The sequence below is a fragment of the Curtobacterium sp. ODYSSEY 48 V2 genome (genome assembly GCF_023712625.1).
Taxonomy (GTDB): Bacteria; Actinomycetota; Actinomycetes; order Actinomycetales; family Microbacteriaceae; genus Curtobacterium.
Genome location: NZ_JAMAXX010000004.1, coordinates 295,168 through 311,004 on the forward strand (window position 1 = coordinate 295,168; position 15,837 = coordinate 311,004).

Below are 15,837 nucleotides of genomic sequence, written 5' to 3' on the forward strand. Positions count from 1 at the left end.
GTGCGCCACCCATGACCGGTCGGACGAAGACGTCCCGTTCCGAGATGGCCCGCCTGGGCTTCGCGGAGCTGTCGGAGAGCCTGGAGCGGATCGCCGGCCTGGAGGCCCGGTTCGGCCCCGACCTACGGGTGCCGGTCGCCGACGCCCCGGCCCTGTGGGAGTCCACGGCCGATCCCGACGGTGCGCTCCGGCTGCTCGAGCGGCTCCTCGAGCGTGCGCCGGACGAGCTGCGGCCGGTCCTGTCGGACCGGGCGGCCACCGAGCGGCTCGTCCGGTTGCTCGGTGCGTCGACGGGGCTCGGGGAGTTCCTGCACCGTCGTCCGGCGGAGATCGCGCTGCTGCTCGAGCCGGTCACCCCGCCGTGGTCGCAGGAGGCGTACACGGAGTCGCTGGCCGAGGCGGTCGCGGACGCCACCGGTGAGGACGCCCGCCTCCGGCTGCGGGTGCGCTACCGGCGGCACCTGGCGCAGATCGCCCTGTTCGACGTGCTGCACCCCGCCCCGACCGAGGCGTTCCCGGCGGTCGCCGCGGGGCTCGCCGACCTGGCCGGCGCGGCGCTCGAGGCGGCGGTCGCCGTCGCCCGGCGCGAGGTCCCGTTCCCCGCCGCCGACGTCGAGGCCACCCCGCTCGCCGTGATCGGCATGGGGAAGGCCGGCGCACGCGAGCTCAACTACGTCAGCGACGTCGACGTCATCTTCGTCACCGAGTCGACCCGTGACGACGAGACCGGCTCCGGCGTCGGAACCGACCGCGCCGTCCTCATCGCGACGCGGCTGGCGATCGCGGCGACGCACGCCATCACCGACCTCGCGGCCGAACCGGCACTGTGGGAGGTCGACGCCAACCTGCGGCCGGAGGGCAAGGACGGCGCGCTCGTCCGGACGCTCGACTCGCACGTGGCGTACTACGAGCGCTGGGCGAAGGGGTGGGAGTTCCAGGCGCTGCTCAAGGCGCGGCCGATCGCCGGCAGTCGGGACCTGGGGGAGCGCTACGCCGCAGCGGTCGCCCCGTTCGTCTGGAGTTCCGCCGGCCGGCCCGGGTTCGTCGAGTCGGTGCAGCGGATGCGGGAACGCGTCACCGAGCACATCCCGGACGACGAGGTCGACCGGCAGATCAAGCTCGGGCCGGGCGGGCTGCGCGACGTCGAGTTCACCGTGCAGCTCCTGCAGCTCGTGCACGGCCGCGACGACGACACCGTGCGGGTCCGCTCGACGCTCGAGGCGATGGACGCCCTGGCCGCCGCCGGGTACGTGGGCCGACCCGAGGCCGCACGCTTCGGCCCCGACTACGCCCTGCTGCGCCTCCTCGAGCACCGCATCCAGCTCCGACGACTGCAGCGCACGCACCTCATGCCCTCCGACGAGGACGAGCTCCGGGTGCTCGCACGCTCGACCGGGCTCGCGACCTCGGCGTCGGCGCTCGAGCAGCGGTGGCGCAGTGTGAAGCTCGAGGTCCGCGGGCTCCACGAGCGGCTCTTCTACCGACCGCTGCTCTCGGCGGTGGCCGCGACCGACGGTGACATCGTCCTGACGAACGACCAGGCGGCCGACCGCCTCGGCGCGATCGGCTTCGCGGACCCCTCGGGCGCGCTCGGCCACATCCGCGCGCTCACGCAGGGCACGAGCCGGCGGGCCGCGATCCAGCGCAACCTGCTCCCCGTGCTCCTGCGGTGGATGGCCGAGGGGCCGGCTCCGGACCGGGCGCTCCTGGCGTTCCGGCGCCTCAGCGACACGCTGGGGGAGTCGAGCTGGTTCCTCCGCATGCTCCGCGACTCGTCGGGCGCCGCGCACTCCCTGACGACCGTGCTGTCCGAGTCGGCGTTCCTCGCCGGGTTGCTCGAGCGCTTCCCCGAAGCGGTCGCGTGGCTCGACGAACCGGAGACGCTCCTCCGGCCCCGACCGCTGGCGTCCCTGCTCGCCGAACACGCCGCGACGACCGCCCGACACGGTGACGACGTCGACGGTGCCGCCGCCCTCGTCCGGTCCGCCCGACGTCGCGAGACGCTCCGGCTCGGCATGGCCGCAGTGCTGGGCCACCTCGACGTGGACGCACTCGGTCCGGCGCTGTCCGACGTCTCCGAGGCGACCCTGACCGGAGCGCTCACCCTCGCGCGGCGGGACGCTCCCGAGGACCTCGCGTTCGGCATCGTCGCGATGGGACGCTTCGGTGGCCGGGAGCTCGGCTTCGGGTCCGACGCCGACGTGCTCTACGTGTACCGGGCGCCGGAGGGCCTCGAGTCGGAGCAGGCCTCGCGGGCGGCGCAGCGCATCGTCCGTGAGCTGTCGCGGCTGACCGACGACGCCATCCACCCGTTCGAGCTCGACATCGACCTGCGTCCGGAGGGGAAGAACGGACCGGTGGTGCGGACGCTCGAATCGTACGGCGCGTACTACGCCCGGTGGTCGTTGACGTGGGAGGCGCAGGCGCTCCTCCGGGCCCGTGGTGCCGTCGGCGACGACGGACTCCTGCGGGACTTCGAGCACCTGGCGGACCGGACCCGGTACCCGGAGCACATCGACGAGCAGGCGGTCCGCGAGGTCCGGCGCATCAAGGCCCGCGTCGAGTCCGAGCGGCTGCCACGCGGAGCCGACCCAGCGCGGCACCTGAAGCTCGGCCGCGGGTCCCTCAGCGACGTGGAGTGGTTCGTGCAGCTGCTGCAGCTGCAGCACGCGACGACGGTGCCCGGGCTCCGGACCACCTCGACGCTCGAGGCGCTCGACGCCGCCACCGCCGCCGGACTCGTCGCGGCGGAGGACGCCGACCGCCTCGGCGCCGCCTGGCGCTTCGCGTCCCGCACCCGGAGCGCCCTCGTGCTCTGGTCCGGGAAGACGACCGACGTGCTGCCCGTCGACCGGGTGCAGCTCGAGGGCATCGCGCGCCTGATGGAGTACCCGCCCGGATCGGCGTCCCGGCTCGAGGACGACTACCTCGGCGTCACACGGCGCGCTCGCCAGGTCTTCGAGCGGGAGTTCTACGGCGCCTGAGGGTGGGGCGACACGCCCGGACCGACGTCCGCGGGGGAACGTGACACGTCGTCGTCGATGAATTCCTGATGTCGTCCGCCGTCCCCCGACGGCTGCCGCGCTGTACCCCGACCGGCACGGGCCCACCCGTCGAGACCGGACCGTGATCGGGGGCTGCGGACCGGGGCGGCAGCGGCCCCGGCCAGGCACCCCCCGGACGGGGGTACATGCCCTTCGACCTGGGGTTTCCTACACTGAGGAGCCCCGCCTCCCGGGCCGTCATCGGCTGCTGTTGCGCTCCGGACGGCGGTGGACCGGTCCACATTCCTGCTGTCAGCAGCAGTGCGGACAGCCGCGGTCTGCCGCGAGGGGGACTGCGTTGTACCCCGTGACCTCCTGGAAACACCCCCGGACAGGGGTCGCGTTGCGGTGCCACCCAGCTTCTGCCTCAATGGGCTCACCCGAACCGCCCACGGTTCCTCGATGAAGCGGAATCCCCACCTCGAACGTTGAAGCAGGGATCGATGTTCACCTTCATTCTGCAGATCCGGCAGATGGTCGAAGGGCACCCCGAGTTCTACCTGTTCGCCGTGTACTCCGCGGTGATCTGGTTGCTCTGGCTGCTCAAGGTCGTCCTGTCCGCCCGCTACCGCCCCTACACCGGCACCTTCGTCGGGACGACCAGCGTGGTCGTCCCCGTCGTCGACGAGCCGATCGACCTCTTCCGTGACGTGATCGGCCGCATGGTCGAGCAGGGGCCGGGCGAGATCATCGTCGTCATCAACGGCGCGAGGAACGAGGCGCTGGAGCAGGTCTGCGACGAGTTCGCCCCGCTCGTCCGCTGGACCCACACGCCGATCCCGGGCAAGCGCAACGCCGTCAAGGTCGGCACCGAGATGTCGACGGGCGACATCACCGTGCTCGTCGACTCGGACACGGTGTGGACCCCGGGGACGCTCTCCGAGCTGCTCAAGCCCTTCGCCGACGAGTCCGTCGGCGGGGTCACCACCCGCCAGCGCATCCTCGAGCCGACGCGCTCGTGGATCACCCGGTGGGCCGACTGGCTCGAGAACTCGCGGGCGCTCTACTCGATGCCGGCGCAGAGCGTGCTCGGCCAGATCGGGTGCCTGCCCGGGCGCACCATAGCCTTCCGCCGGAACATCCTCGCCCGTGTCATGGACCGGTTCATGCACGAGGAGTTCATGGGTGTCTTCCTCGAGGTGTCCGACGACCGCACCCTGACGAACCTGACCCTCAAGGAGGGCTACCGGACCGTCTACCAGTACACGTCGCTGGTCTACACGGACGCACCGCTGCAGGTGAAGAAGCTGTTCAAGCAGCAACTGCGCTGGGCCCGCGGCTCGCAGTACAACACGCTGCGCATGCTCCCGTGGATGCTCGGTCACGCGCCGATCCTGGCGGTGTTCTTCCTCACCGACATCATCCTGCCGTTCATGCTCTTCGGCGTGATCGCCGGCTGGATCTACCGCGCGGTGACCGGGCAGGGCGAGAACCTGTACCAGGGCATCCTGCAGCAGTACGGCTTCTCGACGGGCTTCGTCTACGTCGCCGGGCTCATGGTCGTCTCCAGCGTGCTGAGCATGGCGGTCCGCCAGATGCGCCACCTCGCCGAGAAGCCGAGCGACTTCTTCCGGCTGCCGATGTTCATCATCGTGTCGACGTTCTTCCTCATGCCGATCCGGCTCATCGGCTTCTTCCGCCTGGCGCACGCCAGCGGCTGGGGCACCCGCGCCGGCGCGTACGCCGGGGGACCGATGGAGGAAGACCCGGCGGCCGCCGTCCAGCCGACCGCCACCGGCACGCCGGTCAGCCCGGTCGACGCCGGGCTGCCACCGGCGGACCGCACCGACGTCGCCCGGTCCCGGGTCGACGTCGGCGACCAGGCCGCGGCCGACCGCGCGTTCGACGAGCTCTTCGGCGCCGACGCCACGACCAACTCGACCGCGACGGTCCTCGCCACCCGGCGATCGGCGGCGGCGGCCGTTGCGGCCCCCGCCGCGCCTGTCCGTCCGGCGTCGGCGAAGGCCCGCCGTCGCAACCCGTACGCCGCGATCCCGTACCTCATCGGGTTCGCGATCCTCGCACTGGAGGCGTTCCTCATTGTCTGACCTCATCCGTTCCACCAGCACGTGGTGGGCCCAGTCGAGCAAGCACGCCCGTCGCACCGCGATCGGTACGGTCGCGATCGTCCTGGTGCTCGGCCTGATCACCTGGACCGTGTGGGTGTCGCCGGCCGGCCCGGTGTCGAGCGCGGTGCAGACCGCCCTCGGCGTCACCCCGCCGAAGGCGAAGCAGCCCACAGCCGCCGAACTCAGCGCGAAGCTCGACGCGGCGCAGCAGACCATCTGGAAGCTCGAGGGCAAGCTCGACTCCTCGGGAGCGCAGGCCGGGTCGCGTGCCGAGGAGATCACCCGCCTGAAGGCGCAGATCGCCTCGCTGCAGTCCGACCTCGGCGCTGCGACGAGCGGCGGCAAGGCGTCCGCCGGGGGGTCGGGCCCGGCGGGTTCCTCCGGCGGGTCCGGTCCGAGCGGGAGCGCTGCGGGGACGGCCGCCGGCGCCTCCGACTCCGGCGCCGGCTCGGGCGGGGGCTCCGGCTCCGGTTCGGGCGCGGGCTCGGGCGCCTCCGACGGGACGGGCGGGAGCGGCGGGACCGCGGGCCCGTCGAAGGACCCGGTCGCGTCCGAACCGATCACGACCCCGACCAAGGCGCAGATCCTCGGTCAGCAGTCCCGCTGGTACGGGCTCTACACGACGCAGTCGCCCTTCAACTGGGCCGAGTACGACCGCGTCTCGCAGGAGGTCGGCCGGGCCACGAACATGGTGGGCTACTTCCAGGGGTTCGACCAGGACTTCAATGCCAGCGCCGTCCAGCGGTCGTGGGCGAACGGCCGCCTGCCGATGATGACGTGGGAGACCGTGCCCGCGAAGACCGGGAACGACCAGCCGTACGTCGAGGGCTACACGAACCAGGACATCGTCTCCGGGAAGTTCGACGACTACCTCGCGTCCTACGCGAGGGCGCTGAAGGCGAACGGGATGCCCGTCGTCATCCGCCTCGACCACGAGATGAACGGCCAGTGGTACAACTGGTCCGAGGGGTCGAAGCAGCAGAACGCGCCGGGGTCGTACGTCGCCATGTGGCAGCACGTGCACGACGTCTTCCAGGCCAACGGAGCGAACGACTACGTCATCTGGAACTGGTCGCCGTCGCGCATCGACAAGCTCGGCAACCCGAAGTACCAGACGCTCGACTACATGCGGCAGTACTACCCGGGCGCCGACTACGTCGACTGGGTCGGCATGAGCGGCTACTACCGCACGGCCACCGAGCAGCCCACCTTCCAGAACACCTTCGGAGCGACCCTCGCGCAGCTCCGGCAGGTCGCGCCGGGCAAGCACGTCCTGCTCAACGAGATCGGCGCCACCGAGACCGGCGGCAGCGTCTCGGACAGCCAGAAGTCGCAGTGGATCGACTCGCTCTTCGACGCCCTCGCCGACCCCGCCAACCGCGACGTCATCGGCTTCGCGTACTTCAGCCAGGTGGCCACCACCATCGTCGACGGCGCCCGCACCACGAACGACTGGCGCCTCGACTCCCGCGCCGACAGCCTGGCGACCTTCGCCGAGGGCATCGCCCGCACCGACACCGACTACGACCTGCAGGAGGTCAAGCAGTGACCGCTCAGAAGAAGACCGACGCCGCCGACGTGCGGCCGGCTCCCGTCATCAGTGTCATCGGCACCGGATACCTCGGCGCCACCCACGCGGCCGCCATGGCCGAGATGGGCTTCGAGACCATCGGCGTGGACGTCGACCCCGCGAAGCTCGCCGCCCTGTCCGCCGGCGAGGTGCCGTTCTACGAGCCCGGCCTGCCCGAGCTCATCACGAAGCACGTCGCCACCGGGAAGCTCCGGTTCACCGCCGACCTGGCCGAGGCCGTCGCCGCCGCGGACGTCCACTTCGTCTGCGTCGGGACGCCGCAGAAGGCCGGGTCGCACGCTGCGAACCTGACCTACGTCGAGGCCGCCACCCGCGGTGTCGCGGAGCACCTCACCCACCCGGGGCTCATCGTCGGCAAGTCCACGGTGCCCGTCGGGACGGCGGAGCGACTGCGCGGGATCGTCCGCGAGTTCAGCCCGTCCGGCATCCAGGCGGAGCTCGTCTGGAACCCGGAGTTCCTCCGCGAGGGCAAGGCCGTCGACGACACCTTGCACCCCGACCGTCTGGTCTGGGGCGGCGCGTCGGCGGCGGCGGACGCGGTGATCCGCGAGGTCTACGCGGCACCGATCGCCGAGGGCACGCCGGTCATCACGACGGACCTCGCGACCGCCGAGCTCGTGAAGGTCAGCGCGAACGCGTTCCTCGCGACGAAGATCTCCTTCATCAACGCGATCTCCGAGATGTGCGCCATCACCGGTGCCGACGTCACCACGCTCGCCGACGCTCTCGGGCACGACGTCCGCATCGGGCGCAAGTTCCTGAACGCCGGGCTCGGCTTCGGCGGCGGCTGCCTGCCGAAGGACATCCGTGCGCTCATGCACCGTGCGAACGAGATCGGCGCCGGTCGGGTCGTCGGACTGATGCAGCAGGTCGACGAGATCAACATGGGGCAGCGCGAACGGGTCATCGACATGACGATCGAGGCGCTCGGGGGTTCCGTGCTGAACCGCCGCGTGGCCGTGGTCGGAGCCGCGTTCAAGCCCCTCACCGACGACGTCCGGGACTCGCCGGCGCTCAACGTCGCTGCGGCGCTGCACCTCCGCGGCGCGCAGGTCACGCTGTGGGACCCGGAGGCGAACGAGACCGCTCGTCGCTCCTTCCCGACGCTGTCCTACGCGGCGACGAAGGAGGACGCGGTCGAGGGTGCGGACGTGGTGCTCGTCCTGACGGAGTGGGACGAGATCGTGCAGGCGTCGCCGGTGTCGCTCGGCGGCATCGTCGGCCGTCGCACCGTCATCGACGCCCGCAACTGCCTCCCGGTCGCCGACTGGGTCGAGGCCGGGTGGTCCGTCCGCTCCCTGGGGCGGCCCACACCGGTCGCGAGCTCGGCCGTGAGCGTGGCGGCGGGGTCGAACGACGTGCTGGCCGCAGCGCGCTAGTCGTCACCGCGCAGGAGCGGGGTCCGTGCCGGGGGCGGCAGGGACCCCGCTCCTGTGCGTCCGGGCGTGCCTCGTCCTTCCGGGCGTACCTGGTCCTTCCGGGCGTGGCTGGTCCTTCCGGGCGTACCTGGTCCTTCCGGGCGTGGCTGGTCCTTCCGGGCGTACCAGGTGGTTCGTTCCGACCAGGTACGCCCGTTCCCGCCCGCCATCGCGCGCGTCATGGGAAGGAACGGGCGCACAGCAGGCGACTGTCTGGAGGCCCGGTGTCGGTCCGCCGGACCGGCACCGGGCCTCCAGGCGGTCACCACGACGGCACGACGCGCCCCGCACGCAGAAGGCCCCGCACCGGAACCGGAGCGGGGCCTTCGTGGTGTCAGCGAGGATCAGACGCCGAAGTACAGCTCGTACTCGAACGGGTGCGGACGCTGCGCGAGCGGGAGGATCTCGTTCTCACGCTTGTAGTCGATCCACGTCTGGATGAGGTCCTCGGTGAAGACGTTGCCCTTCGTGAGGAACTCGTGGTCCGCCTCGAGCGCCTCGAGCGCCTCATCGAGGGAGCCCGGCACCTGCGGGATGCCCTTGGCCTCCTCCGGCGGGAGCTCGTAGAGGTCCTTGTCCACCGGCTCGTGCGGCTCGATGCGGTTCTGGATGCCGTCGAGGCCGGCCATCAGCTGCGCCGCGAAGGCGAGGTACGGGTTGCCCGAGGCGTCCGGCGCGCGGAACTCGATGCGCTTCGCCTTCGGGTTCGTGCCCGTGATCGGGATGCGGATCGCGGCGGAGCGGTTGCCGGCCGAGTAGACCAGGTTGACCGGAGCCTCGAACCCCTTGACCAGACGGTGGTAGGAGTTGATCGACGGGTTCGTGAAGGCGAGCAGCGCCGGGGCGTGCTTCAGGATGCCACCGATGTACCAGCGCGCGACGTCCGAGAGGCCGCCGTAGCCGTTCTCGTCGTAGAACAGCGGCTTGCCGTCGCTCCAGAGCGACTGGTGGGTGTGCATGCCCGAGCCGTTGTCGCCGAACAGCGGCTTCGGCATGAACGTGGCGACCTTGCCCCACTGGTCGGCCGTGTTCTTGACGATGTACTTGAACTTCAGGATGTCGTCCGCGGCGTGGACCATCGTGTCGAACTTGTAGTTGATCTCCTGCTGGCCGCCGGTGCCCACCTCGTGGTGCGAGCGCTCGAGCTCGAAGCCCGCCTCGATCAGCTTGAGCGTGATGTCGTCGCGCAGGTCGGCCGTCTTGTCGACGGGGGAGACCGGGAAGTACCCGCCCTTGTAGGGGGTCTTGTTGGCGAGGTTGCCGCCCTCTTCCTCGCGACCGGTGTTCCAGGCGCCCTCTTCCGAGTCGACCGAGTAGAACGACTTGTTCTGGGTCACCGAGTAGCGGACGTCGTCGAAGATGTAGAACTCGGCCTCGGGCGCGAAGAACGCGGTGTCCGCGATGCCCGTCGACGCGAGGTACTTCTCGGCCTTCTTCGCCACCTGGCGCGGGTCGCGGCCGTAGATCTCGCCGTTCCGCGGGTTGTAGATGTCGAAGATCATGATCAGCGTGCGCTCGGCGCGGAACTGGTCGATGTACGCCGTCGTCACGTCCGGGATGAGCTGCATGTCCGACTCGTGGATCGACGCGAAGCCGCGGATCGAGGAGCCGTCGAAGAGCTGTCCGACCGAGAAGAAGTCCTCGTCGACCGTCGACGCCGGGATGTTGAAGTGCTGCTGGACACCGGGCAGGTCCGTGAAGCGGATGTCGAGGAACTTGACGTCCGTGTCCTTGATGAAGGCGAGCACCTCGGAGGAATCGGTGAACATGTGTGTCGATCTCCTGGGGGGTAGGTGATGTCGGAGGTGCCGCGGGTGCACCCTCCGACGAGGCTATTGACACCGGGTTTCCCGGACATGACTGCATTGTTTCGTGCGTGTTACGGGCACGGAGTCGCCTACCCTTGGAGCATGGCCCGCAGCACCACCCCGCCCTCGGCGTCGTCCGCACACCCCGGTGGGGAGCACCCGGACGGGTGGCCGGGCAAGGACCTCGGGCTCCCCGAGGACGGGCCGCGCAGCGTCGGCCGCATCGGTCGCCGGGTCGTCGGGCTGCTCATCGACGGCATCCTGGCCGACCTCGTGGCGTACGTCACCGGCGTGTGGTCGCCGCTCGAGGGATCCGGCGACATCGCGCACACGTGGATCCAGCTCGCGATCTTCGCGGTGCTGCAGGTCCTGTTCATCTGCACGCTCTCGGGCTCCTTCGGTCACGTGTGCGTCGGCCTGCGGGTCGTCCCGATCCGCGGCGGCTACGTCGGGGTGTGGCGACCGGTCGTCCGTACCGTGCTGCTCTGCCTGGTCGTCCCGGCGCTCATCATCGACCGTGACAGCCGTGGTGCGCACGACCGCATCGCGGGGACGGTGCTCGTCCGGCGCTGACCGGCGCGGCCGGACGCGCGCGGAGCCGGTGGCGTGCGAACGACGCGCAACGACATCGTCGACGTCGTACGACAGCGGCGGTGTCGTTCTGCCCGCGGGTCCGGCGGGTACGGGCGGAGCGACGAGATCGTTGTCGCACGACAGCGGCGGTGTCGTTCAGCCCGCGGTCGCCCGGCGGCGGGGGGAGAACGACGAGATCGCTGTCGTACGACAGCGGCGGTGTCGTTCTGCCTGTCAGCACCACCGGCAAGCTCGGCGCTCCGACGAGACCACAGTCACGAGGAGCACGCGCCTCGCACGCAGCGACGCCCCCGACCTGGCACGGTCGGGGGCGTCGTCGCTCGGAGCGCGGGGGAGACGATCAGCGCGGACGCCCGGCGCGCGCACGCATCGGGTCCATGCCCTTGGGGATCGCGGCCGCCGGGCTGTGCGTGAGGGAGTCCAGACGGTTCGCGACCGCCAGGACCTCGTTGCGGTTGAGCGCCTTCTTGTACTTGTTCATCGCCCGCGGGAGCTTGTGCAGCGTCACGCCGTCCTCGTCGTCGTCGACGTGGACCACGTGCACGGGGACGTTCGGGACGATCCGCTGGACCTTGCGGCGCTCCTCGTCCACCTGGCGCTTGAGGTTGCCCCGCTGCCCCTCGGTGATGAGGACCACGCCCGGGGTGCCGACCGCGCGGTAGACGGCGGCCTGGGACCGGCCGTGCACGGCGACGGGCATCTCGCTCGATCGCCACTGGCGGCGGAGTGAGTTCGAGAGCACGGCGCCGACGGCGCCCGGCTGCCCGGCGATCTGCGAGTAGGCGGCACGCTCCGCCAGCCGACCGAGGACGATGAGGAAGAGCAGCACACCGAGCAGCACGCCGGCCACGATCCACAGCGTGATCGCGAGCCAGTTCTGGCCCGGCAGGAGCAGCGCGAGCAGGACACCCGCGACGACGGGGCCGACGAACGCCAGCAGGAACCACCAGACGGACTTCGGGTCGGCCCGACGGGTCATGGTGAAGACCTGGTACATCTGCTTGAGACGACCCGGCTCCTTCGCCGTCGTTGCTTGGGGAGTGCTGCGTGCCATGCGACCAGGATACGGCCTCGACCATCGCTCGCAGACCGCTGGTGCCCAGGCTGTGGGCGAACGTCGCCGTCCACAGGTACCGCACTCCGGCCGGGAGGCCCGTCCGGCCTCCGCGAAGCTCGTCACCATGACGACGACAGCGGGCAGCAGACGGTGGTGCGGTGCACAGGACCCCGCCGACTTCTCGGGGTGGGTCGCCGACCGCGCCGCCGGCGCCGGCCCGCACCTCGTTCCGGTGACCCGGGTCGGCAGGTGCCCGCAGGGCCACCTCGCCGCCGAGGTCCTCGACCCGTCGACCCGCGCGCTCGAGGACGCACTGGAGGCACTCGGCACGCCGACCGAGGGCGTGGCGGTCACCCTGACGGTGCCCCTGCTCGAACTCGCTGCGCGGGCACGATCGGGTGCGGTCGTGCTCGGAGCCGTCCCCTTCGACGCCGTGCGCGTCGACGAAGCGGGAGCGATCGTCGTCGCCGACCGTCCTCCCGGGGCGTCGGTCGCCTGCACGACACGCACGTCGGCTGACCCCGGTGCGGACGCCCGGGCGACGGCCCCTGCCGCCGGGATCCTCTCCCGGGCGACGGCGGCCGCTCGGGCCGAGGCAGCAGCAGCCTCCTCGCGGGTCGCGTGCACGCCGCCGGCGCACCCGCTCCCGTCTCCCCGTGACCTCGACGGCGCCCGCCAGCTCGTCACCGCCGCCCGTTGCGTGTGGGACCGTGTGGACGCGCGGTCACCCGCCCGCGGCACGCTCGACCCGGTCCTCGACGCCGCGCGGGACGGGGACGCTCGGACGATCTCGGACGCGCTCGACCTCGTCGTCGGAGTCGCGCCACCCCGACCAGTGCGCTGGAGCAGACCGGGCCTGGCCTTCCCCGACGAGGAGCACGTCGGCGTCGGGCGTCTGCCGGACGACACCACGGACGCGATCGACTCGGTCGCCCGGGTGGTGCGGGACCTGGTCGAGCAGGGGATCCCCCTGGGACGGGAGCGCCGAGTGCCGGTCCGGCACGTCCTCGTGGGCGCGGTGGTCGCGGGCGGTCTCGTGACCGCAGCGACCGGTCTGCGCTGACCGTGCCCGTGCCCGCGGCCGCAGGATCGCCGGACCGCCCCGGCCCGCGACGCACCGGGCCGGCTCCGCCGCTCCCGGTGGAACGCCGGACGGCCCCGGTCCCACGAGGGGACCGGGGCCGTCCGGTGCGGATCGGAGCGACGACTCAGTAGCCGAGGTTCGGGCCGAAGTTGCCCTCCTCGAGGCGGTTCTTCACCGCGACGAGGTACCGCGACGCGTCGGCGCCGTCGATGATCCGGTGGTCGTACGACAGTGCGAGGTAGACGAACGAACGGACGGCGATCGCCTCCTGCCCGTCGACCTTCACGACCGCCGGACGCTTGGTGACGATGCCCGTGCCGAGGATCGCCGACTGCGGCAGGAACACCACGGGGGTGTCGAACAGCGCGCCGCGCGAACCGGTGTTGGTCAGTGTGAAGGTGCCACCCGCGAGCTCGTCCGGCTTGAGCTGGTTGTTGCGCGTGCGCTCGGCCAGGTCCGCGATCGCCTTCGAGAAGTCGGCGAGCGAGAGCCCCGACGCGTCCTTGATCACCGGGGTGAGCAGGCCGCGCTCGGTGTCCACCGCGATCGACACGTTCTCGTGGTCCGGGTAGACGATCTCGTCGCCCTCGACCGTGGAGTTGATCTTCGGGTGGGCCTTGAGCGCCTCGGACGCCGCGAGGGCGAAGAACGGCATGAAGCTGAGCTTCGAACCGGTCTTCTCGAGGAACTCGGCCTTGTTCGCGTCGCGGAACTGCGCGACCTTCGTGACGTCGACCTCGACGACGCTGGTGAGCTGTGCGGTCGAGGTCATCGACTGCACGGCGCGCTCGGCGACCACCTTGCGGAGGCGCGTCATCTTCTCGCGCGTGCCGCGGAGCGGCGAGGTCTCGGCCACGAACGGGCCGGACGCCGCGGCGGCCGGAGCCGACGAACCGGCGGACGACGCCTTCGCGGCGGCGGCGAGCACGTCCTCCTTGCGGATGCGGCCACCGACCCCGGAGCCGGAGACCGTCGACAGGTCGACGCCCTGCTCGTTGGCGAGCTTGCGCACCAGCGGGGTGACGTAGCCGGAGGCCGACGCGTCCTGGTTCGGGTTCGGCACCGACGCCGACGCGGTGGAACCGGCTGCGGCCGGCGCCGGAGCAGCGGCCGGAGCCGGAGCCGCGGCGGGCGCGGGGACCGCTGCCGGCACGGCGGCGGGCGGCGGGACCGGAGCGGCCTGCGGGACGGGCGGAGCCGACGGTGCCTGCGGGGCGGCGGGCTGCGTCTGGCCACCGGGCGCCGGCTCGGCCTGCTGCGGCTCCGGAGCCTTCTGCTCCTCGCCCTGCTCGGTGCTCGGAGCCGTCTCGGGCTCGCTCTCCTCGGCGGCTGCGGCGTCCTGGTCCGCACCCTGGTCGTCCGACGAACCGGAGTCCGATCCGGACCCGTCGCCCATCTTCACCAGCGCGGTGCCGACCTCGACGGTCTCGTCCTCCTGGACGAGGATCTCCTCGACGACGCCGGCGATCGGCGACGGGATCTCGGTGTCGACCTTGTCGGTCGAGACCTCGAGCAGCGGCTCGTCGACCTCGACGCGGTCACCGACGTTCTTCAGCCATCGGGTGACCGTGCCCTCGGTGACGCTCTCGCCGAGCGCCGGGAGGTTGACGGATTCGCTCATCGGGTGGGCTCCTGTTCGCGGGTTGCTGTGGTGGTGGTTGTCATTGTCTCGGTGTGCACGGTGGACGTGGTCGTCACAGCGCGTGCAGCGGCTTGCCCGCGAGGTGGAGGAAGGCCTCGCCCAGGGCCTCGTTCTGCGTCGGGTGGGCGTGCACGAGCGGTGCGACGTCCTCCGGGTGCGCCTCCCAGTTCACCGCGAGCTGGGCCTCACCGATGAGCTCGCCGACGCGCGCGCCGATCATCGAGACACCGACGACCGGTCCGTCGACGACCCGGACGACCTTGACGGCGCCGGAGGTCCCGATGATGTGGCTGCGGCCGTTGCCCGCGAGGTTGTACTCGTAGAAGTCGACCTTGTCCTTGCCGTACTCCTCCTCGGCCTTGGCCTGGGAGAGTCCGACCGAGGCGACCTCGGGGTCGGAGTAGGTCACCTTCGGGATGTTCGTGTCGGAGATGACGACGGGCTTCAGGCCCGCGATCTCCTCGGCCACGAAGATCCCCTGCTGGAAGCCGCGGTGCGCGAGCTGCAGGCCGGGGACGATGTCGCCGACGGCGTAGACGTTCGGCAGGTTGGTGGCGAGGCGCTCGTCGGTCGTGACGAACCCGCGGTCCATCGCGACACCGACCTCGTCGAAGCCCATGTTCTGCGTGAGCGGGCCACGGCCGACCGCGACGAGGAGCACGTCGCCCTCGTAGGTCTTGCCGTCCTCGAGCGTCACGACGACGCCGTTCTCGTGCTGGTCGACGTGGTCGAAGCGCACGCCGAGCGAGAACTCGATGCCGCGCTTGCGGAAGGCGCGCTCGAGCTGCTTGGACATCGACTCGTCCTCGGCGGGGATGAGGTGGGGCAGGCCCTCGACGATCGTGACGTCGGCGCCGAACGACTTCCACACGCTGGCGAACTCGACGCCGATGACGCCACCACCGAGGATGACGACCTTGTTCGGGACGTAGTCCATCTTCAGCGCGGTCTCGGACGTGATCACGCGTCCGCCGATCTCGAGGCCCGGCAGGGACTTCGAGTACGAACCCGTGGCGAGCACGACGTTCTTGCCGGTGACGGTCTGGTCGCCGACCTGCACGGTGTTCTGCGAGGTCAGACGGCCCCAGCCCTCGACGACGGTGATGCCGCGCGCCTTGACCAGGCCCTGCAGGCCCTTGTACTTCGAGTTGATGACGCCCTGCTGGTAGTCGATGACCTTCGGCACCTCGACACCGGCGAACTCGGCGATGACGCCGTACTTCTCCGCGTCGCGGGTGGCGTCGGCGACCTCGGCGGCGTGCAGCAGCGCCTTGGTCGGGATGCAGCCGCGGTGCAGGCAGGTCCCCCCGAGCTTGTCTCCCTCGATGAGCGCGACGCTCATACCGAGCTCGGCGGCCCGGAGCGCAGCGGCGTAGCCACCACTGCCGCCACCGAGGACCACGACGTCGTAAGTCTGTTCCGTCACCTGGTGCAACTCCCTCGTGCGTGTCGGGATCCCGGTCGGACCCCACTGGACACCGCGGCGGCGGCGTCCGACGGTCGGACCGCATGGTTCCGGTCCCGTCCCGC

At 71.2% G+C, this 15,837-nt stretch carries 10 protein-coding genes; 6 read left to right on the plus strand and 4 right to left on the minus strand.

What is annotated here, in order from left to right; translation table 11 throughout:
• Positions 1–11: 11 nt before the first annotated feature.
• From M3666_RS08420 to M3666_RS08435, 4 genes are all read left to right on the plus strand, one after another.
• Entirely contained in the window at positions 12–2,984 is a 2,973-nt protein-coding gene (locus M3666_RS08420) for a bifunctional [glutamine synthetase] adenylyltransferase/[glutamine synthetase]-adenylyl-L-tyrosine phosphorylase (RefSeq protein ID WP_251154984.1), read from the plus strand.
• Between the two features lie 503 nt (positions 2,985–3,487).
• Positions 3,488–5,092 carry a glycosyltransferase family 2 protein gene (locus M3666_RS08425; protein WP_251154985.1) on the plus strand — a complete coding sequence of 535 codons (1,605 nt, stop codon included), beginning with the start codon at positions 3,488–3,490 and terminating at the stop codon, positions 5,090–5,092.
• Complete coding sequence (locus M3666_RS08430) at positions 5,085–6,662, plus strand: glycoside hydrolase family 26 protein (protein ID WP_251154986.1); 1,578 nt, start codon at positions 5,085–5,087, stop codon at positions 6,660–6,662. Before M3666_RS08425 ends, M3666_RS08430 begins: the two co-directional genes overlap by 8 nt.
• Positions 6,659–8,083 carry a UDP-glucose/GDP-mannose dehydrogenase family protein gene (locus tag M3666_RS08435; protein WP_209682874.1) on the plus strand — a complete coding sequence of 475 codons (1,425 nt, stop codon included), beginning with the start codon at positions 6,659–6,661 and terminating at the stop codon, positions 8,081–8,083. The genes M3666_RS08430 and M3666_RS08435 overlap by 4 nt, the downstream gene beginning before the upstream one ends.
• Before the next feature lie 383 nt (positions 8,084–8,466).
• Here the strand turns inward: M3666_RS08435 and glnA are convergent, their stop codons facing one another.
• The gene (gene glnA / locus M3666_RS08440) at positions 8,467–9,891 is read right to left on the minus strand and encodes a type I glutamate--ammonia ligase (RefSeq protein ID WP_066654038.1); all 1,425 of its coding nucleotides are present in this window, start codon (positions 9,889–9,891) and stop codon (positions 8,467–8,469) included.
• 141 nt (positions 9,892–10,032) lie between these two features.
• Between glnA and M3666_RS08445 the strand changes: the two genes are divergently transcribed.
• Complete coding sequence (locus tag M3666_RS08445) at positions 10,033–10,503, plus strand: RDD family protein (protein WP_066654040.1); 471 nt, start codon at positions 10,033–10,035, stop codon at positions 10,501–10,503.
• A gap of 361 nt (positions 10,504–10,864) precedes the next feature.
• Here M3666_RS08445 and M3666_RS08450 read toward each other — a convergent pair whose 3' ends face one another.
• On the minus strand, positions 10,865–11,578 hold the full coding sequence (locus tag M3666_RS08450) for a DUF4191 family protein (protein WP_058728606.1): 714 nt from the start codon (positions 11,576–11,578) through the stop codon (positions 10,865–10,867).
• A 127-nt stretch (positions 11,579–11,705) separates the two neighbouring features.
• Here M3666_RS08450 and M3666_RS08455 point away from each other — a divergent pair, with 127 nt between their 5' ends.
• The gene (locus M3666_RS08455) at positions 11,706–12,644 is read left to right on the plus strand and encodes a hypothetical protein (RefSeq protein WP_251154987.1); all 939 of its coding nucleotides are present in this window, start codon (positions 11,706–11,708) and stop codon (positions 12,642–12,644) included.
• Between the two features lie 145 nt (positions 12,645–12,789).
• Here the strand turns inward: M3666_RS08455 and sucB are convergent, their stop codons facing one another.
• Entirely contained in the window at positions 12,790–14,286 is a 1,497-nt protein-coding gene (gene sucB, locus M3666_RS08460; RefSeq protein ID WP_251154988.1) for a 2-oxoglutarate dehydrogenase, E2 component, dihydrolipoamide succinyltransferase, read from the minus strand.
• Between the two features lie 73 nt (positions 14,287–14,359).
• Positions 14,360–15,733, minus strand: coding sequence for a dihydrolipoyl dehydrogenase (lpdA, locus tag M3666_RS08465; protein ID WP_066654046.1), 1,374 nt, complete (start codon positions 15,731–15,733; stop codon positions 14,360–14,362).
• Positions 15,734–15,837 lie beyond the last annotated feature (104 nt).

What these genes read in the sequence shown, in the direction of transcription:
- M3666_RS08420 (WP_251154984.1), top strand. Translation starts at nt 12, where the DNA reads ATGACCGGTCGGACGAAGACGTCCCGTTCCGAGATGGCCCGCCTGGGC.
- M3666_RS08425 (WP_251154985.1), top strand. Translation starts at nt 3,488, where the DNA reads ATGTTCACCTTCATTCTGCAGATCCGGCAGATGGTCGAAGGGCACCCC.
- glnA (WP_066654038.1), bottom strand. Translation starts at nt 9,891, where the DNA reads ATGTTCACCGATTCCTCCGAGGTGCTCGCCTTCATCAAGGACACGGAC.
- M3666_RS08445 (WP_066654040.1), top strand. Translation starts at nt 10,033, where the DNA reads ATGGCCCGCAGCACCACCCCGCCCTCGGCGTCGTCCGCACACCCCGGT.
- M3666_RS08450 (WP_058728606.1), bottom strand. Translation starts at nt 11,578, where the DNA reads ATGGCACGCAGCACTCCCCAAGCAACGACGGCGAAGGAGCCGGGTCGT.
- M3666_RS08455 (WP_251154987.1), top strand. Translation starts at nt 11,706, where the DNA reads ATGACGACGACAGCGGGCAGCAGACGGTGGTGCGGTGCACAGGACCCC.
- sucB (WP_251154988.1), bottom strand. Translation starts at nt 14,286, where the DNA reads ATGAGCGAATCCGTCAACCTCCCGGCGCTCGGCGAGAGCGTCACCGAG.